Below are 18727 nucleotides of genomic sequence, written 5' to 3'. Positions count from 1 at the left end.
ACGGGCTCGGCCTTCAGTTGTTGGCTCCCGGGAAAATGACAAAGACGCCGCTCGTCGCCGGGGTGTCGAACGCGAGGGCCCCCTCCGGCGTCAGAAGCCATACCGTCACGCGAAAGAAATCCTGCGGAGAGTAACCCAGCCGCAGCGTCTCGCGCGTCGATGCTCCGGGTTCGAGCCTCACCATGCGCTCGACGATCACGGTTCGTGTGACCGCCGGGCCGCAGTGCCGCTCCGGATTGTACTGCGGCCTGAAATCCTCCTCGGAATCCGGGTCGGGTGCCGTGCTCGTGCCGCATGCATCCTTGAAGATCGGAAGGTCGGACACGTTGCGCGTGGTGATGACGACGGACTCGTTGGATCGGTATTCGGGTCGGTCCACGCACACCTCGGCGCCGTGCCGTATGTCGCACAGGCTACCCCGGGGCCCGGTCGCCTCCCCGCCGCACGACAGCGCAGGCGCCATCGTCGCTATCAGTACCGCCAAGCCTCGAAACTTCATGGATCTCCCACGCTTCGGATGACGCGAAATTTAGCGTCGCGTCCCCTGAATTCGCGAGCTTTCGGCGGAGGTTTCGAGATGGGTGAAGTGTTGCCCGCCGGGGCATCGCATCGGACTGTACGCGTTGCCGGGAGAGACCCCCCGGGGTCGCTTGGAGCTTCGCACAAGTCACGTGGAGCGGAACGGATGAAGGGAAGCCACAGGTGTTCCAGCCGGTTGGGCAGTCTGGTCCTGCTCGGCGCGGGACTCGGCGCCGGGCCTTTCGCGCTGGCCGCGCAGTCCGGTACGGCGGACGGAGAATGGCGCTACTGGGCCGGAGATGCCGGGTCCACGCGCTACGCGCCGCTCGACCAGATCAACGCCTCGAATGTCGGGGACCTGGAGATCGCGTGGCGCTGGCAGGCGCGCAACTTCGGTCCGAGCCCCGAGGGCTACTACCGCGTGACCCCGCTGTACGCGAACGGGACCCTCTATGCGACGGCGGGATTCCGGCGGGCGGCGGTGGCGATCGATCCGGAGACGGGGGAGACGCTCTGGATGTATCGGCTCGACGAGGGCGAACGCGGCCGGAACGCGCCGCGCGGCAACTCCGGGCGCGGCGTCGGTTACTGGACGGATGGCATCGAAGAACGGGTGCTTCTCATCACTCCCGCCTATCACATGGTCTCGCTGGACGCGAAAACCGGCCTTCCCGACCCGGCGTTCGGCGAGGACGGGATCGTGGATCTCAAGCTGGGACTCGGGCGGGAACTGGATCTGGTAAACGACCGCATCGGCTCGAGTTCTCCCCCCGTCGTCGTCGGGGATGTGATCGTCGTCGGGGCCGCGCTGCCGCAGGGGGGACGTCCTCCGACCAAGGAGATGCCACCGGGGCACGTACGGGGGTTTGACGCGCGGACGGGCGAGCAGCTGTGGACCTTCCACACGATCCCCCAGCCGGGCGATCCCGGCCACGAGACGTGGGAAGACGGATCCTGGGACTACACCGGCAACGCCGCCGTCTGGACGCCGTTCACCGCCGATCTCGACCTGGGCTACGTCTATCTGCCGGTGGAGGCGGGGACGGGCGACTACTACGGGGGCCATCGCCCCGGCGACAACCTCTACTCGCAGAGCCTCGTGTGCGTGGACGCGAGCACGGGCGAGGTCGTGTGGTACTTCCAGACCGTGCATCACGGAATCTGGGACTTCGATCCGCCGGCGGCGCCCGTTCTGATGGACATCACGGTGGACGGGCGGGAGATCGGGGCCGTGGCGCAGGTGACGAAGCAGGCCTTCACCTACGTGTTCGACCGCGTGACCGGCGAGCCCGTGTGGCCCATCGAGGAACGGCCCGTGCCCGCCGGCGACGTGCCGGGGGAATGGTATGCGCCCACGCAGCCCTTTCCGACGCTCCCCGAGCCGTTCGACATGCAGGGTGCGACCGAGGACGACCTGATCGACCTCACGCCGGAACTGAAGGCGGAGGCGCTCGAGATCGCGAAGAACCTCACGCTCGGCGAGTTGTTCACGCCGCCGACCGTACTCGTCGAGGGGGGGAACCAGGGAACGCTCATCACGCCCGGCAGCCTTGGCGGGGCGAACTGGCCCGGAGCGGCGTACGACCCGGAGACGCAGCGGCTCTTCGTGGGGTCCGCGACGCGCGGCTCCGTGATCGGGCTGGTGAACGATCCCGAATCGTCCAACATGCGCTACATCGCGGGACGTCCTCGTGGCGTCGGCGGCCCGCAGGGCCTGCCGATCCTGAAGCCGCCGTGGGGACGGATCACGGCGCTCGACATGAAGACGGGCCGGAAGGTGTGGCAAGTCGCGAACGACCACACACCGTCGTTCGTGGAAGAACACCCGGCGCTCGAAGGCGTCGACGTCCCGCGCACGGGTCGGCCCAGCAGGGCGGGCCTCCTCGCGACGAGCACGCTGCTCTTCGCGGGAACGGGCGGGGGGACGATGTCGGCGGACCTCACCGGTCTGCTGCGCGCACACGACAAGGAGACCGGCGAGATCCTGGCCGAAATCGAACTGCCGTCGCACCAGACCGGCGTCCCGATGACGTACATGCACGACGGACAGCAGTACATCGTCGCCGCCGTCGCGGGGCGCGGCGTGTCCGGGGAACTCGTCGCTCTGCGGCTGCCGGGCTAGCGCGCGGGTCCGGCAGCCGACCACCCGCGGAAAACCACCGTGCCAGTGCCTTCCGTCGTCCGGGGAACGCCCTTTCACGAACGAACCGGTCCGCTCTGCCTGACCGGCAACTGGCGGCGCTGGGCCGGGCATCTCTCGGCGAGTTCGTACGAGCCGACCCACGAGCACGAGTACCAGGCCATCCGCTCGGCGTGTGCGCTCATCGATGTCTCGCCGCTCTACAAGTACCGGCTCTCGGGGCCGGGCGCGGCCACGCTCGCGAACCGCGTCGTCACCCGCGATGTGGACCGGCAGGACGTGGGTCAGGTGTACTACACGCCCTGGTGCGACGCGGCCGGGAAGGTGCGGGACGACGGCACCCTGCACCGGCTCGGCGCGTCCGATTTCCGCCTTACGTCCGCCGAGCCGACGCTGAGGTGGCTGCACGAGAACGCCCGCGGACTCGACGTGGACATCGAGGAGGAGACGGAACAGGTGGCCGCGCTCGCGCTCCAGGGGCCCCGCTCGCGCGACCTTCTCGGACGCGTCACCGACGGGGACGTGGCGGGACTCCGTTATTTCCGCGTGATGTCGGCGCGGATCGCCGGGATCGCCGCGGACATCTCGCGCACCGGCTACACCGGCGACCTCGGCTACGAGATCTGGGTGGGCGCCGCGGACGCGATCCCGCTGTGGGACGCCCTCACGGCGGCCGGTGAGCCGTTCGGCTTGGCGCCGGCGGGCATGCTCGCGCTGGACATGGCGCGCCTCGAGGCCGGCCTGCTCCTGGTCGATGTCGATTTCATCCCGGCCCACCGTGCAATCATCGAGGACCGGAAGTCCTCTCCGTACGAACTCGGCCTCGGCTGGACCGTGGCGCTCGAGGCGTCGAACTTCGTCGGCCGGGCGGCCCTCCGCGCCGAACGGGCCCGCCCTGCCGCCTGGCGCTTTCGCGGGATCGCCCTCGACTGGGGGTCGCTTGAAGCGGCGTACGCGACCGCGGGCCTCCCCCCGCAACTCCCCGGCACGACCCTGCGCGACAGCGTGCCGCTGTACGCGGGCGGGCGACAGGTCGGATACGCCACCAGCCGGGGCTGGTCGCCGACCCTCAAGACCTACCTGGGACTGGCGCACCTCGAAGCGGAGTCCGCGGCCGTCGGAACCGAACTCGAGATCGAGGTGACCGTCGAGCACCGGCGGCGCCGGGCCCGGGCCACCGTGGCGAAGACCCCGTTCTTCGACCCGGAGCGGAAGCGGGCGATCCCGTGACGACCGCCAATACGTACGACGCGATCATCATCGGGGGCGGCCACAACGGCCTCATCAACGCCGCCTACCTCGCCCGGGCGGGACTTCGCGTGGTCGTCCTCGAACGCCGGCACCTAGTGGGCGGAGCCGCGGTGACGGAAGAGATCTTCCCGGGCTTCAAGTATTCTGTCGCTTCCTACGTCGTGAGCCTGCTGAGGCCCGAGATCATCCGCGACCTGCAACTCGCGCGGCACGGGCTGGAGATCCTCCCCCTCGAGAGCACGGTCACGCCGCTCCCGAACGGCGACTACCTCGGACGCTGGGCCGACCACGACCAGACGCGACGCGACCTCTATCGTCATTCCCCGAAGGACGCCGAGGCGTACGACGATTTTGCGACGCTCATGTACCAGCTCGCGTGGGCCGTGAAGCCTCTCCTCGGCGTCGTGCCGCCCGACCCGCTCTCTCCCGGGCTGCGCGATCTGAAGACGCTGCTCATGCTGGGACGGCACGCGCGCGGCCTCGACGAACAACAGTTCCACGCGCTTTTCAAGCTGGGGACGATGAGCGCGGCGGATTATCTGGATGAGTGGTTCGAGTCGGATGTGCTCAAGGCGACGATGTCCGCGAGCGGGATCATCGGGACCTTCCTCGGCCCTCGGTCTCCAGGGACGGCGTACGTCCTCCTCCACCACTACATGGGGGAGATCGACGGAGTGTTCCGGGCGTGGGGATTCGCCAGGGGCGGGAACGGGATGGTCAGCGAGTCCATTGCCTCCTCGGCCAGATCCCATGGGGCGGAGATCCGGACCGGGGCCACGGTCGAGCGTGTGCTCACGAGGAACGGGCGGGCTCTCGGGGTCGTCCTCGACGACGGCGAGGAACTCACGGCGAAGACGGTCGTGTCGGGGGTCGATCCGAAGCGCACCTTCCTCGGCCTGCTCGACCCGGAAGAGCTGCCGGACGATCTCGTGGAGGCGATCCGGCGCTTCCGGATCCGCGGCTCCTCGGGGAAGGTCAACCTCTCGCTCTCGGAGGCGCCGCACTTCTCCTGCCTGCCGGGCGGGGGGCCGCACCTGCGGGGCGCCTTCTCCATCAGTCCGAGCATGGACTACCTGGAGTGCGCCTACGACGACGCGAAGTACGGAGGATTTTCGCGGCGGCCGTACATGGACATCGTGATTCCGTCCATGATCGACCCCGGGATGGCCCCGCCGGGACGGCACGTGATGTCGATCTTCGTCCAGTATGCCGCCTTCGACATCGAGGGCGGCTGGGACGACGCGAAGCGGGAGGCGTTCGGGGACGCGGTCGTCGACACGCTCTCGGAGTACGTCCCGAACCTCCGGGACGCCATCCTCCACCGGCAGGTGCTCACGCCGCTGGACATGCAGGAGCAACTGGGGCTCACCGAGGGCAACATCTTCCACGGCGAGCTGACGCCGCAGCAGCTCTTCTTCTTCCGTCCGTCGCCCGCCTGGGCCGATTACCGAACGCCCGTGCGCGGCTTCTACCAGTGCGGCTCGGGCACGCATCCGGGAGGCGGGGTGTGCGGCGCCTCGGGGCGGCTCGCCGCGATGGAGATCCTCCGGGACCTGCGGCGGCGGCCGCGGGGCGGGTGGGCGGACCGGGGACGCCGGGCGTGAGGTCTCGGGCCTGCGACGTCGTCGTCATCGGGGCGGGGCACAACGGGCTCGTCGCGGCCGCGTATCTGGCGCGGGCCGGGCTCCGGGTGGTCGTCGTCGAACGGGGCGAGACCGCGGGAGGGTGCGCCGCGACGGAGGAGGTGTGGCCCGGGTATCGCGTGGACACCGGCGCGCACAGCCTGACCGGGATCGATCCGCGCGTCATGAGAGAGCTGGACCTGGCAGGAGCGGGCCTCGAGGTCCTGTCCCCGGATCCCTGTGTCGTCTCGCCGCAGCCGGCGGGAGACGCCCTCGTCCTGGAGGCGGACTCGGGGCGGACAGCGGATCTGATTCGGCCCTTTTCGGCGCGGGACGCCGCTCGCTGGCCGGATTTCGTGGACGCGATGTCGCGGGCCGGGCGCGCGCTCGGCGTCCTGTACCGCACTCTTCCTCCGCGACTCGCGGGCGCGGACCGTGGCGATCTTTGGGAGCTGCTCCGACTCGGCGCCAAGATGAACCGCCTGGGACGGCGGGATGCTCTCGAACTGATGCGGCTCATCCCGATGACGGTGGAGGAACTGCTCTACGAGTGGTTCGAGAGCGATGCGCTCAAGGGCGCGCTCGCGGCGGATGGCGTGCGGGGGATCTGCCAGGGGCCGCTGGCCTCGGGTACCGGCTACATGTTCCTCCACCACCTGGTGGGCGCGGGCGGTGTCGTGCGGCGAAGGCGGCAGGTGCGCCGCGGGATGGGCGCGCTGGGCGCCGCTCTTCAGCGCGCCGCCGTCGCGGCGGGCGCGGAGATTCGCCTCGGCCACGAGGCGGCCTCGATCCGCGTCGAAGATGGGCGCGCGACCGGCATCATCCTCGCCGGGGGCGGCGAGATCACGGCATCCCGCGTCATCTCGTCCGCCGATCCCGGCCGCACGCTGCTCGGCCTCGTCGACCCCGGCGAACTGGCCCCCGAGGTCGTGCGCGCGCTGGACAACATCAAGTACAGGGGCGTCGTCGCGAAGGTGCACCTCGCGCTGGGCGAGCCTCCGCGCCTGCGCCCCGGCGGCGACGCGGCCCGGGCCGCCCTGCTTGCCGGCGCCGCCATCACGGTCGCGCCGAGCATCCACTACATCGAGCGCGCATACGACGATGCGAAGTACGGCCATCCCTCGAAACGGCCAGTCCTCGATGCCGTCCTCACGACGGCGCTCGATCCGTCGCTCGCGCCGGAAGGGCGTCACCTCCTGTCCGTAGCGGCCCAGTACGCTCCCTTCCGACTCGCCGACGGCTCATGGAATGACGAGCGCCGTGAGGCGCTGGGGGACACAGTCATCGCGACGCTGGCGGAGCACATCCCCAACCTCGAGGCGGCGATCCTGCACCGGCACGTGCTGACGCCGGCCGATCTCGCCGACCGCTTCGCGCTTCCGGAGGGGAACATCCACCACGGCGAGATGACGCTCGACCAGGTCTTCTTCGGACGCCCGGTCGCGGGCTGGGCCCGATACCGGACCCCGATCGAGGGCCTCTACCTGTGCGGGGCCGGCACCCACCCCGGCGGCGGACTCAACGGCCGCCCCGGCGCCCTCGCCGCCGCCCGCATCCTCCGCGACAGGAAGCGACGGAAAGACTAGTCCAGGTCGATCCCCCGGCTGATGCGGAACACGTGACCGTCGGGATGGCGTACGTGCATCTCGCGCACGCCCCACGGCATGTCCGTGGGCGGCCACGTGACTTCGAGGCCCTGCTCCACGCACCGCCGGTGCACTGCGTCGACGTCGTCCACCCAGACCGACATCCAGACGCCCTTGTCGGCTCCGTCGTCGCCGTCCGGGCCGAACGTCCTCGCGACGGTGCTCCGGCCTCGGCCGCCCTGACCGTTCTGGCACAGGAAGATCTGGCACTCCCCGGCGGTGACGCCGCCGAAGTCCGGCGGATCACCCCAATCCCAGCTCTTCTTCCAGCCCAGCCGCTCGAACCACGCGAAGCTCTCCTGGAGGTCCGAGACGTTCAGGATCGGCGTCAGCCCCTTGGCGATCCAGGCCATCGCCGCTACCCGAGGAGGTCGGCGACCGCCTCGCGTTCGGCGCGAAGCTCGGCCTCGGTGATGTCCATGCGCTCGCGGCTGAAGTCGCTCAGGTCGAGGCCGTCCACCACGGAGTAGTCGCCGTCCTGGCACGTCACCGGCTGCGAGTACACCACGCCCTCGGCCACGCCGTACCGCCCATCCGCGTGCACCGCCATGCTCGTCCAGTCCCCTTCCGGCGTGCCGTGTACCCACGTCCGCACGTGGTCGATCGCGGCCGAGGCCGCGGACGCCGCGGACGAGGCGCCGCGCGCCTGGATGATCTCCGCTCCCCGCTTCTGGACCTTCGGGATGAAGGTGTCCCGGTACCAGGTCTCGTCCACGAGATCGGTCGCCGGGGCGTCCCCCACCGTGCATTGGCTGATGTCGGGGTACTGCGTGGCCGAGTGGTTGCCCCAGATCGTCATGCGCCGAATCTCCGTCGCGTGCCCACCCGTCTTCTCGGCGAGCTGGCTGATCGCGCGGTTGTGGTCGAGGCGCGTCATGGCCGCGAACTGCCGGCGGTCGAGCCTCGGCGCGTTCGCCGCGGCTATCAGGCAGTTCGTGTTCGCCGGGTTTCCGACCACGAGGACGCGCACGTCGGGCGACGCGCGGTCGCTCAGCGCGCGACCCTGCGGGCCGAAGATCCTCCCGTTGTCGGCCAGGAGATCGCCGCGTTCCATCCCCGGCCCTCGCGGCTTGGCGCCCACGAGCAGCGCGTAGTCGACGCCCTCGAACCCTTCGTTCACATCCGCGGTCCCGACGACCCCGTGGAGGAGCGGAAAGGCGCAGTCGTTGAGTTCCATCTCGACGCCGCGCAGCGCGTCGAGCGCGGGCGGAATCTCCAGCAGTTGAAGCGTGACGGGCCGGTCCCGCCCGAGCATGTCCCCGGCCGCGATCCTGAAGGCGAGGGCGTATCCGATATTTCCGGCGGCCCCCGTGATGGCGACCCGCGCTGGTGCAGTCATGTGATCTCCGCGCGTTGTGTGTGAATGTCGTGTGCGAACGTCGGTGAATGAGCGGCGGTGGGTGTCCGTGGAATCCCGTCCCCGGCGCCGATACGCCCGGGAAGCGCCAAACTCACAGGAGCGACTCCTCAAGTCCAGCGCGGATCCGGGCGGGCGCGACGGAAGCGGCGCGGCGCGGTCTCGCGCCGGGGCTCACGGCGTGGCAACTTCGGCGCTTCTCGAAACAGGGGGCGGTTCCGATCCGCGACAACGCTCACATGACTCGCCTGATGGCGGTGCTGCTCGGGTTCTGCGCGATCCTGCTCGGCTTGCTCGTGGTGGCGGTCGCAACCGGGGCGGGCCGCGCCACGCCGCTCCCCCATCCGGAGTACGCCCCGATGCAGGTGGGGATCGATGCGGGCGAACTCGGCGCCCCGACGTGGGCGGCGCATGTCGCCGGCATCGCCATGCTCGGGACCATGTGGGTCACGATGCTGATCGGGTTCCGGGACGGACACTGGATCCGGCGGGCGGTCAACGCCTGGATGGTCGGTTACGTCCTCCTCTTCGTGATTCTCATGTGGACCTTCGACGCGTACGCCGCCGGCGTTACAACGATGGTCCTCGGTTTCGCCGCTCCGACTTCCCTGCTGGTGTACGGGCTCACGCTCGCGCCGTGGATCCCGCTTCTCGCCATCACGTGGGCCTTCGAGAACGCCTACTTCGGCCCCCGGGAGCAGGCCCGCTTCGACGAGATCGTCGCGCAACAAGGCGAGAGGCGGGCGTCATCCCACGACGCCCGCGGCGATTCCCACGACACCGGCGGCGGCGAGGGATAGCGATCCGTGGAGGCGAATCGCGCCCTGATCACGCTGCTCGCCGTGGTCGCATATCTCGCGCTCTGCGTCGGCGTGGGACTCTGGTCGCTCAGGCGCACGAAGTCGGCGAGCGATTTCTTCGTGGCCGGCCGAACTCTGGGAATGTTCGTCACCGCGTTCGCGATCTTCTCGAGCACGATGAGCGGGTTCGGGTTCGTAGGCGGTCCCGGCCTCATGTATTCGATGGGAACGAGTTCGATCTGGATTCTCGGCACGATCGTCATCTCCAACATCATCGTCCTCAACCTGGTGGCGAAACGCCTCCGTCTCGTGGCGGAGCTTCGGGAATGCGTATCGCTGCCGGACGTGGCCGCGGCCCGGTACGGCTCGGAGTCGGTGCGGGCTTCCGTGGCCGTCGTGATCCTGCTCGGCGTGCTGGGCTACCTCGCGACGCAGATCCTCGCGATGTCGATCGTGCTGCAGGGCGTGCTGGCGGAGGCCGGAGTGCTCGAGAACCCGAGCCTGGCGCTCTGCGTCGCCATTTCCTGCTCGGTCCTCATCTTCTACTCGGTGACCGGCGGCATCGTGGCCTCCGTCTACACCGACGTGATCCAGGGCGCCATCATGGTCGTCGCATCCGCCCTCGTTTTCGTCACCGTGCTCGGGACGTTCGACGGCGGGATGAGCGAGATCAGCCGGATCGTGGCGGCCGACGACCGCGCGGCGAGCGGGCCGTGGGGAACGATCGGCCTCATGGGCGGGCTCGCCTGGTTCTTCGTGTTCGGCATCGGCGTGGCGGGGCAGCCGCACATCATCACCAAGTTCATGATGCTGCGGCGCATGAAGGAACTGCGCTACGTGATACCGGTCGGCGTCCTCGCGTACAGCTTCGCGGCGCTGCTCTGGATCGGGATCGGCTTCGCCATGCGGGCCCTGGTCATTACGGGCGGGCACCCCGCGCTCGCGACGCCGGACGCGGCTTCACCCGAGTTTCTGCAGGCGTTCACGCACCCGCTGCTCGCCGGCGTCGTCTTCGCGGCGCTGCTCGCCGCGATCATGTCCACCGCGGACGCATTCCTGAACATCGGGACCGCCGCCATCATGCACGACCTGCCCAACGCGATTCGCGGCCGGTCGCTGGGCAACGAACTCGCGTGGGCGCGCGCCATCACGGTCCTGCTGGCGATCTCCGCCGCGCTGGTGGCGCTCTATTCCGGCGACCTCGTGGCGCTGCTCGGCGTGTTCGGCTGGGGCACGTTCGCGGCGGGTCTCGTCCCCGTCATCGCGATTGGACTCAACTGGAAACGGGCCAACGTCCTCGCCGCCAACGTCGCCATCGCCAGCAGCCTGCTCATCAACTTCGGGCTCCGGTCCGGTTTCGGGTTCGGCGCCGTGCGTCTTCCGTACGGCGTCGATCACGGCGCCGCGGCGCTCCTCGTCTCCCTAGTCCTCTTCCTCTCCATCTCCTTCCTCACGAAACCCGACCCCATCGATCGGGACATCGAACGCGTGATGGAACTCTGATCCCGCAGCCTGATCCGCGAGGAGGGCCGGGGCGCGTTGAGTCGGCGGTTTGCACATGGCGCGAAACGAGACCATAATCTGGACACATCGCTGGACATATTGATGGACAAAAATCGACACATAATCTCTGCTGCATAGGCAGGAAGGCGGGATGACGGACGAGCGTCGGTACGAACGGAGTCACCCGTGGATCAGTTTTCGCGCGGGTCCGGAGCGAGCCACGCCCCAGTTGTGGTCCCTGCTCGGACAGGTGGCGGCTCGCTGCGAGCAGGTCGCCCGGGCGGTGCTGCCTCCCGCCGCGGCAGCCGAGATGCACAAGCTCTACCTCATCAAGGGTGCCCGCGCGACGACGGCCATCGAGGGGAACACGCTTACCGAAGAACAGGTTCGGGACAGACTCGACGGACAACTCGAACTTCCAATCTCGCAGGAGTACCTGGGTCAGGAAGTCGACAACGTCCTTCGTGCCTGCGAAGACATTTTTCGGCGGATCACCGTCGGCGAACCTCCACGCCTCACTCCAGACTGGATCCGGGAGGCGAACCGCCTCGTCCTCGCGGGGTTGGAGGAGCACCTGGAAGAAGGAGTCGTTCCGGGAGAGGTGCCCACGTTCTCCGTTGGGGTCGCAAGATATTCGGGTGCGCCGCGGGAAGACTGCCTGTTTCTCCTCGAACGGCTGTGTGAATGGCTGGAGGGCGACGTAGTCTGGCCGGACCTCGAGGAGCACCTGGGCAGTGCGATCGCAGTGGCGGTTCTGCGAGCGGTTTTCGCACACCTGTACATCGCCTGGATCCATCCCTTCGGCGATGGGAACGGTCGTACGGCGCGGCTCACCGAGTTCCTCATCCTGGCTCGCGCGGGGGTCCCCTCCCCCGCCACACATCTCCTGAGCAACCACTACAATCTCACTCGCGCGGAATACTACCGGCAGCTCGATCGTTCGAGCCGCGCCAACGCGGGCCGCGGGGATGCACTCGGGTTCGTCGTCTATTCGCTTCAGGGGTTTCTGGACGGCCTCGAGGAACAGTGTCGTTACATGGAAGGGGTCCAGTCATGGCTGGCATGGGAACACTACGTGTACTGGACGTTCGGACAGCGACGTCGCTCACCCGCCATGAACCGGCGCCGGGAAGTGGTCCTCGCTCTGGGACGGCACGCAGAGCCGGCGAGGAAGCGCGACATTCCCGACCTCGCTCCAGGCTTGGCGCGTCTCTATTCCACCAAGACCACAAAGACGCTCACGCGGGACCTGAACTGGCTCATGGCCAATGATCTGCTCGAGAGGGACGGGGGCGAATACCGCGCGCCCGTCCGCATGATGCAGCAGTTCCTCCCCGTCCGGGCGTAGCTCCGCGAGGTTTCATGAACAGGAACGACGGATCGTCAGGCCGAAAGATCTGGGTTCTCCTGGCTGCGGTGGCGGCCCTGATCGTTGTATCGGCACCCCTCTCGATACCGCGTGGCGCGGTGGCCTCGGGACAGGAGGCGCCGGAGGAGAGCTTCGCGATCGTGGATGTGACGCTGTTCGACGGCGAAACCTTCAGGCGACAACACGATGTCTGGGTCGAGGATGGCCGAATCCGACGCGTCGGCTCGGGCCTCGAACTGCCGGACGATCTGCCCCGCGTCGATGGCCGCGGACATACGCTGCTCCCCGGCTTCATCGACGGCCACGTCCACACGTTCGGCGGGACGCTGGGTGACGCACTGCGCTTCGGCGTGACCTCAGTGCTCGACCAGTTCACGGACTCCGGCCTCCTGGCGGGAGCGAGAACGGCCCGAGATGACATCGCGCGGACGGCCGAAGCCGATCTCTTCTCCGCCGGCATGCTGGCGACGGCGCCCGGCGGTCACGGCACACAGTTCGGGCTGCGCGTGGAGCCGCTCACGGGACCGGAGGGCGCCGCCGCCTGGGTGCGGGCGCGGAAGGAGGAGGGTTCCGACTGGATCAAGATCGTTTCCGAGGATGGAAGCGCCTACCGCGGCGAGATCCCCTCTCTGGAGCGCGAGACGATTGCGGCGCTCATCGCCGCCGCTCACGACGAGGGGCTGCTGGCCGTCGTCCACGTCAGCGACCTTGAAGCGGCGCTGGAGGCGGTCTCGCTCGGGGCCGATGGCCTGGTCCACACCTGGTTTGACGCCGCGATCTCCGAGGAGGACGCTCGCAGCTTCGCCCGGACGGGCGTTTTCGTCGTCCCCACCCTTTCCGTGATCATGGGACTGTTCGGGGACTCCACCGGTCTGCGCGTCCTCGACGAGACGGACGAATCGCTGGTCTCGCCGATGCAACGGCAGACCCTGAGCAACCGGTTCGAGATGCCCGAGGGACCGGACTCCGAGGTCGCGCTGGAGAACGTGCGGCGGCTCCATGCGGCGGGCGTGCGGATCGTCGCGGGCACGGACGCGCCGAACCCCGGGACGGCGACCGGCCTCTCGATGCACGGAGAGCTTCGCCTCCTCGCGCGGGCCGGCCTGGAGAGCCATGAGGTGCTCGCCGCGGCTACGTCCGTTGCCGCGGATGCATTCGCCGTCCCCGAGCGCGGCCGCGTTGCCGAGGGCACCATCGCCGATCTTCTGCTCGTGCGGGGCGACGTGGGGGAGGACGTGACGCGCACCGCCGACATCGTCACGATCTGGAAGGACGGCTATCCGGTGGTGCGTGAAACCGCCGGGACAGCCTTGTCGCCGGCGATCGCACCGGCTCCGGATGGGCCGGTCGTCGTCGACTTCGAGGACGGACTCGACTCCGGTTTCGGGTTCGGCTGGCAGGTGACGACGGACGCGATGAACGGGGGCGCTTCCACGGCGGATCTCGCCGTGGAGGAGGGGGCGCTCGTCGTGCGCGGCGAGACCCGGACAGGGTTCGCCTTCCCGTGGGCGGGCGCGATCTGGTTCCTCGGCGACCAACCGATGCAGGCGGTCGATTTCTCCGGCCGCAGCGTCCTGCGCTTCCGCACCCGCGGAGACGGACGCAGCTACACCGTGATGCTGTTCGGCGCGGGGGCGGCGGCCACCGTGCCGCCCACGGTCCCCTTCGTCGCCGGCTCGGAGTGGGCCGTCGTCGAGATCCCGCTCGAGAACTTCGCCACCGCGGACCCGTCGATCATCGCCGGCCTCGCCTTCGTGGCCCAGGCCCCGCTCGGATCGTTCGCCTTCGAACTGGACGATCTGGAGATCCGCTAACGTCGGTCGGTCAGCGGACGCCGACCTGGCCGGCGACGGCGGCGGTGAGCCTGTCCGGGTCGTAACCGAGGCCGTCCTTGAACACGATGCGGACGTTGCGGATGTCGGAGGGCCGGAGTTCGATGTCGCCCTCGATCACGACCAGGTCGGCGAGCTTGCCCGGTGCGACGGTCCCCAGTTCGCTGTCGAGGCCGAGAATTTCCGCTCCGTTCGCGCTCACGATCCGTACGGCATCGGCCGTTGCAAAGCCCGCTTCGACGAGAATCTCGAAGTTCCGCTGGTCGCCGTAGCCGGGTAGGGCGCCCCAGGCCGGGTCCACTCCCGCCGCCAGCACGCCTCCCGCCTCCACGAACGCGAGTTCGAAGTCGAGCATGTTCTCGAACAGGTCGATCATCCACGGCATCTCCGTCGTCCGGAAGATCGATCGCCGCTCCATCTCCGCCTCCACGACATGATCCGGAAGCGCCTCCAGGTCGCGCGCCGTGAGGTCGGGCACGAGCGGCGTGGCCTGCTCGGCGACGGCCACCGTCGAGGTCATGGCGACGCCGGCGGCGACCATCTCGGAGATCGTCTCGGCCACGCGGGGGTCGTCCATGTCCAGTTCGGCGATGCTTCGCTGGTAGTTGGGGCTGCACCGGTCCGGTTCACGCGTGGTGTCGTACTCGGAGTTGGCCCACAGGCCGTGCTCGAGGTTGTCGATCCCCATCGCCGTCGCCTCGCGGAAGCCCACCGAGCACAGGTGCGCCGTCACCTTCATGCCCTGGAGGTGCGCCTCGTCGATGATCGTGGCGAGCGCCTCGCGCGTGATCTGCGTGTAGGCCTTGATCCACTCCGCCCCCTCCGCGGCCCAGTAGCGCACGTACCGGCGCGCCGCCTCCTCGTCGCGGATCGCGTACATCCCGAGATCCCGGAGCCGCTCGTCGGGACCCGGGCTGATGACATAAGGGGCGGTGATGAGGAGGCGGGGGCCCGGCGTCTCTCCGCGCTCGATGGATCCCTTGAGCGAGAGATCCTGGTACGGGGCGACGCTCCCCGTTGTCCGCACCGTGGTGACCCCGGCCCCGAGATAGAGGCGCGGACCGGAGTACTGCATCTGCGAGGCGCGCGGCGTGGACTGGTAGTAGAACATGTGGTTGTGGAGGCCGACCATCCCCGGCATGACCGAGTGGCCTTCCAGGTCCAGCCGCTCGGCACCCGGGGGTATCTCGACCTCGCCGGCCCCGCCGACGCTCTCGATCCGGTTTCCGCGGATGACGATAGTCTGTCCCGAGCGTGCAGGTCCGCCGGTGCCGTCGAACAGGAGCACGTTTTCGAGCGCCACGACCGGCGCGGAGACGCGGAGATAGGATCGGACCTCGTCGGAGAGCGCGTCGCGGTCCTGCGCCGCGGTCTGGCCGAGGCCGAACAGGGGCGCCGCGAGCGCCGACAGGAATCCGCGACGAAGCCATGCGCCGCGAAGAGACGCTCCTTCGGGCATGATGTTCTCCTTGTGCCGAGTCGTGATCTTCCTCAGCGTAGATGCGGCCGCGGAGGCCGGAAAGACCCGCGTCCCCTCGAGAACCTTCCTGACCACAGGAGCTTCACCGTGCGCGCTGCCAGAGCCCCGCTGGTCCTTGGCTGGATGTTGGTCGCTGCGACTTCCCTCCCCGCGCAGGAACGGTGGCTGGCGATCGAGGGAGGCACGGTTTTCGACGGCACGGGCGCCGTTCACGAGAACGCGACCGTGCTCGTCCGGGGAGACCGGGTCGAGCGGATCGGGCCGGCCGGACAGGTCGAGATCCCCGACGGGGCCCAGCGGATAGATGCGTCCGGCAAGTTCCTCACGCCGGGGTTCATCGACCTCCACTTCCATTACTCGCCGGGCCCGCATGCCTCGATCGACGGGACGGGGACCGACGCGAACCCGGAACTGCCACTCCTCTTCCTGGCCAACGGCGTCACCACGCAGCGGGAGATGGGGCAGTGGATCGCGGACAACGAAGCCTGGCTCGATGCGGTGGGGGCGATGGGGCTGCCGGCGCCACGGCTTCTCTATTCCGGGCCGATCCTCGACGGGAGGGACACGGCCTATCCCACGATCTCCCGCGTCCTGCTGGACGAGATGGACGCGCGGGTGGCGGCAAACGAACTGATGGATCGCGGGGCGACGTCGCTGAAGGTGTACTTCCGGCTCTCGCTTGCGCAGGTCGCCGCCATCATCGAGGAGGCCGACCGCCGCAACGTGCCGGTCCACGGCCACCTCGAGATCGTCGACCCCGTGGCCGCGATCCGGCTGGGGATGGATGGAATCGAACACACGAGGTCCGTGGGCCGGGCGCTCGTCTCGCCGAAGCGGGCGGAGGAGTTCCGGCAGGCGGTGCTGCGCGAGAGCATCCATCGGGGCGAGGGAGGATTCGCGCTGTGGGCGGCGCTGGATCCCGCCGGACCGCGCGCCGACGCGCTCATCGAACTCATGCTGGAACGCAACGTGAACCTGGACGGCACGCTGGCCGTCTTCGAGCCGGAGTTCAGCGAGGAAGGCCGCGAGGTGCAGTGGGCGGCGATGCGGAACATGGCCGCGTTCACCGTGCGCTACGCGAAGGCCGGCGGACCCGTCACGATGGGCTCGCACGGCCTGGTGGCCAACGCACCCCCGGGGCTCGCCTACCAGCGCGAGATGGAAACCCACGTGGAAGCGGGCATGACGCCGGCGGAGACGCTGATCGCCGCGACACGGATGGGCGCGGAGGCGCTGCGGCTGCCCGACAGGGGTACGCTGGCGCACGGCATGCTGGCCGACATCGTGCTGTTCGACGCCAGTCCGCTCGAGGACATCGCCAATGCCCGCCGCGTGCACGCCGTGATCCTCGGCGGCGAGGTGCTCGACCGCGACCGACTGCTCGCCACCGCGGACGGTCTCGTCCCCTGATCTAGCAGCTAGCCTCCACCGCGTGCGGGGCCTTCGATGTGAACGGTCACGATGTCCGCGTCGTGGTATTTCTGGTGCCTCACGGACGTGGCCAGGTGCTGCAGAATGCGGAGCGAGATTTCGTGCTCCTGCACTTCCGCCGTGCCGTGGCTGGCCAGAACGGCGATCTGGTCCTCGATGTTCCCCGCGCCGCCAGCCGAGATGAACTCCAGTTCGGCCCCGGTCCCCCACTTGCGGGCCATGACGCGCAGCCGCCGATCTCCTGCGTCTTCCCCTTCCTTCGCCGCCTCCAGCAGGAGCAGCAGCGTCTCCTCCGCCGCCTGCAGCAGCCGGTCGCTCATCTCCATCTGCCACTTGCGCCGGATGGAGAACTTGTCGAGGAAGTTCCGGATGGCAGGGAGCGCCTCCACATTCAGCGTCGTCTCGACGCGCAGGGGCCGGGAGCCCGTGAGCTCGAGCAGCGCCGTGAGGAGGATCGCGACGAGACCCCCCGCGGTCATCCCGTTCTCGAGCAGCGGCGCCAGCCCCGGGCTCAGGTACTCGTTGAAGAGCGCGCCCTCCTGGAACGCGACGCCGGCCCAGAACGACACGCCGACGATCGCCGCCTTCCGATAGTCGATGCCGTCCTGGATGACGACCCGCGCCCCGATGACGAACAGGATCGCAATCAGAACGAACCCGTAGGCGGCGATGACCGGGTCCGGGATGGCGAGAACGATCGCCGCGATCTTCGGCAGGAACGCCAGCGCGCAGAAGGTCAGGCCGATGAACACGCCCACGCGGCGCGCCGCGACGCCCGTGATCTCCGCCAGCGAGATGCTCGACGAATAAGTCGTGTTGGGGACGGTGCTCAGCAGCCCCGACAGCAGGTTGCCGAGGCCATCGGCGGCGACCGCGCCCTGCACCGCTCCGAAGTCGGTGGCTCGGCTGCGCCGCCAGGACACGCGCTGAATGGCCACGGCGTCGCCCACGGTCTCGATCGCGCCGATCAGCGTCACGAACACGAACGTCGGCAGCAGCGCCCAGAAGGCGGGGCCGAGGCTGAAGCCGAAGCCGGGCCAGCCGCCCGCCGGGAGACCGACCCACCCCGCGGCCGCCACGCGCTCGAAGTCGTAGATGCCGAACGACACGGCCGCCACGCACCCGACGAAGATGCCGATCACCGGACCCCACAGCCGCATGACGCCGCTGCCCCGGAGCACGATGAGCAGCGTCGCGAGCACGGTCGCGCCCGCCGTCACCGGCGCCGCCAGCGGAGGTGAGCCCTCCGGCACCTGGCGCAGAAGATCGAACAGCAGGGGCATGATCGTGACGGCGATCAGCATGATCACGGTCCCCGCCACCACCGGCGTGATGATCCGCCTGAGGAACGCGAGGTGTCGCGAGAGTACGAACTGGAACAGGGAGGAGGCGATGACCAGCGACGCGAGGAGGGCGGGACCGCCTTGGACGAGCGCCGTCACGGAGGCCGCGATGAACGCACCCGATGTCCCCATGAGGAGGACGTACCCCGCCCCGATGCGCCCGATGCGCGCGGCCTGCACGGCCGTGGTCACGCCGCTCACGATCAGGACCGCGAAGCTCCCCCACGACAGGTAGTCCTCGGAGCCGCCGGCCGCCCGCACCACGATCGCCACCGTGATGACGATCGCTGCGATGGTGAGCACGACGTACTGGAGCGCGAGACCGATGGCGATCCGGTACGGCGGCGTCTCGTCGGGCTCGTACTGGATCGCGTTGTTGAAGTCGCGGGGTTCTGACGCCATCGGTCACATCCATCGTTGAGGAACGGAGATGC

Annotated in this window: 14 protein-coding genes; 9 read left to right on the top strand and 5 right to left on the bottom strand. The window is 69.0% G+C overall.

The genetic code is table 11. The features are described from left to right. Positions 1-13: 13 nt before the first annotated feature. Entirely contained in the window at positions 14-379 is a 366-nt protein-coding gene (locus tag RN901_RS09190) for a hypothetical protein (protein WP_310757976.1), read from the bottom strand. Positions 380-685: 306 nt separating this feature from the next. Between RN901_RS09190 and RN901_RS09185 the strand changes: the two genes are divergently transcribed. From RN901_RS09185 to RN901_RS09170, 4 genes are read left to right on the top strand one after another with little or no spacing between them, the layout of a single operon-like run. Further along, the gene (locus RN901_RS09185) at positions 686-2641 is read left to right on the top strand and encodes a PQQ-binding-like beta-propeller repeat protein (protein WP_310757975.1); all 1956 of its coding nucleotides are present in this window, start codon (positions 686-688) and stop codon (positions 2639-2641) included. Positions 2642-2680: 39 nt separating this feature from the next. Further along, positions 2681-3889 (top strand): aminomethyltransferase family protein, encoded by a 1209-nt coding sequence (locus RN901_RS09180; protein ID WP_310757974.1) that lies wholly within the window; start codon positions 2681-2683, stop codon positions 3887-3889. Beyond that, positions 3886-5514 (top strand): NAD(P)/FAD-dependent oxidoreductase, encoded by a 1629-nt coding sequence (locus tag RN901_RS09175; RefSeq protein ID WP_310757973.1) that lies wholly within the window; start codon positions 3886-3888, stop codon positions 5512-5514. The genes RN901_RS09180 and RN901_RS09175 overlap by 4 nt, the downstream gene beginning before the upstream one ends. Then, entirely contained in the window at positions 5511-7118 is a 1608-nt protein-coding gene (locus RN901_RS09170) for an NAD(P)/FAD-dependent oxidoreductase (RefSeq protein WP_310757972.1), read from the top strand. The genes RN901_RS09175 and RN901_RS09170 overlap by 4 nt, the downstream gene beginning before the upstream one ends. Here the strand turns inward: RN901_RS09170 and RN901_RS09165 are convergent. Next, the gene (locus tag RN901_RS09165; protein WP_310757971.1) at positions 7115-7531 is read right to left on the bottom strand and encodes a bleomycin resistance family protein; all 417 of its coding nucleotides are present in this window, start codon (positions 7529-7531) and stop codon (positions 7115-7117) included. The two genes, RN901_RS09170 and RN901_RS09165, sit on opposite strands and share 4 nt — an antisense overlap. 5 nt (positions 7532-7536) lie before the next feature. Then, entirely contained in the window at positions 7537-8517 is a 981-nt protein-coding gene (locus RN901_RS09160; protein WP_310757970.1) for a malate dehydrogenase, read from the bottom strand. Positions 8518-8774: 257 nt separating this feature from the next. Between RN901_RS09160 and RN901_RS09155 the strand changes: the two genes are divergently transcribed. The 4 genes from RN901_RS09155 to RN901_RS09140 all read left to right on the top strand — a co-directional run bounded on the left by RN901_RS09155 (position 8775) and on the right by RN901_RS09140 (position 14021). Further along, positions 8775-9335 (top strand): hypothetical protein, encoded by a 561-nt coding sequence (locus RN901_RS09155; protein WP_310757969.1) that lies wholly within the window; start codon positions 8775-8777, stop codon positions 9333-9335. A 6-nt stretch (positions 9336-9341) separates the two neighbouring features. Beyond that, positions 9342-10838 carry a hypothetical protein gene (locus RN901_RS09150; protein WP_310757968.1) on the top strand — a complete coding sequence of 499 codons (1497 nt, stop codon included), beginning with the start codon at positions 9342-9344 and terminating at the stop codon, positions 10836-10838. Between the two features lie 151 nt (positions 10839-10989). Beyond that, the gene (locus RN901_RS09145) at positions 10990-12186 is read left to right on the top strand and encodes a Fic family protein (RefSeq protein WP_310757967.1); all 1197 of its coding nucleotides are present in this window, start codon (positions 10990-10992) and stop codon (positions 12184-12186) included. A 14-nt stretch (positions 12187-12200) separates the two neighbouring features. Then, positions 12201-14021 (top strand): CIA30 family protein, encoded by a 1821-nt coding sequence (locus RN901_RS09140; RefSeq protein ID WP_310757966.1) that lies wholly within the window; start codon positions 12201-12203, stop codon positions 14019-14021. 10 nt (positions 14022-14031) lie between these two features. Here the strand turns inward: RN901_RS09140 and RN901_RS09135 are convergent, their stop codons facing one another. After that, positions 14032-15498 carry an amidohydrolase family protein gene (locus RN901_RS09135; RefSeq protein WP_310757965.1) on the bottom strand — a complete coding sequence of 489 codons (1467 nt, stop codon included), beginning with the start codon at positions 15496-15498 and terminating at the stop codon, positions 14032-14034. A 108-nt stretch (positions 15499-15606) separates the two neighbouring features. Between RN901_RS09135 and RN901_RS09130 the strand changes: the two genes are divergently transcribed. Then, complete coding sequence (locus RN901_RS09130) at positions 15607-16929, top strand: amidohydrolase family protein (RefSeq protein WP_310757964.1); 1323 nt, start codon at positions 15607-15609, stop codon at positions 16927-16929. Positions 16930-16937: 8 nt separating this feature from the next. On the opposite strand, the gene RN901_RS09125 is transcribed toward RN901_RS09130, so the two are convergent. Next, complete coding sequence (locus tag RN901_RS09125) at positions 16938-18695, bottom strand: solute carrier family 23 protein (protein WP_310757963.1); 1758 nt, start codon at positions 18693-18695, stop codon at positions 16938-16940. Between the last annotated feature and the right edge of the window lie 32 nt (positions 18696-18727).

The organism is Candidatus Palauibacter soopunensis (genome assembly GCF_947581735.1).
Taxonomy (GTDB): domain Bacteria; phylum Gemmatimonadota; class Gemmatimonadetes; order Palauibacterales; family Palauibacteraceae; genus Palauibacter; species Palauibacter soopunensis.
Note: the sequence above shows the minus strand (reverse complement) of the source record. Positions and strands in the feature narration are given on the sequence as shown.

Excerpts from the sequence above, each read along its gene's own strand:
- RN901_RS09185 (WP_310757975.1), top strand. The coding sequence starts at position 686 with ATGAAGGGAAGCCACAGGTGTTCCAGCCGGTTGGGCAGTCTGGTCCTG.
- RN901_RS09165 (WP_310757971.1), bottom strand. The coding sequence starts at position 7,531 with ATGGCCTGGATCGCCAAGGGGCTGACGCCGATCCTGAACGTCTCGGAC.
- RN901_RS09160 (WP_310757970.1), bottom strand. The coding sequence starts at position 8,517 with ATGACTGCACCAGCGCGGGTCGCCATCACGGGGGCCGCCGGAAATATC.
- RN901_RS09155 (WP_310757969.1), top strand. The coding sequence starts at position 8,775 with ATGACTCGCCTGATGGCGGTGCTGCTCGGGTTCTGCGCGATCCTGCTC.
- RN901_RS09145 (WP_310757967.1), top strand. The coding sequence starts at position 10,990 with ATGACGGACGAGCGTCGGTACGAACGGAGTCACCCGTGGATCAGTTTT.
- RN901_RS09140 (WP_310757966.1), top strand. The coding sequence starts at position 12,201 with ATGAACAGGAACGACGGATCGTCAGGCCGAAAGATCTGGGTTCTCCTG.
- RN901_RS09135 (WP_310757965.1), bottom strand. The coding sequence starts at position 15,498 with ATGCCCGAAGGAGCGTCTCTTCGCGGCGCATGGCTTCGTCGCGGATTC.
- RN901_RS09125 (WP_310757963.1), bottom strand. The coding sequence starts at position 18,695 with ATGGCGTCAGAACCCCGCGACTTCAACAACGCGATCCAGTACGAGCCC.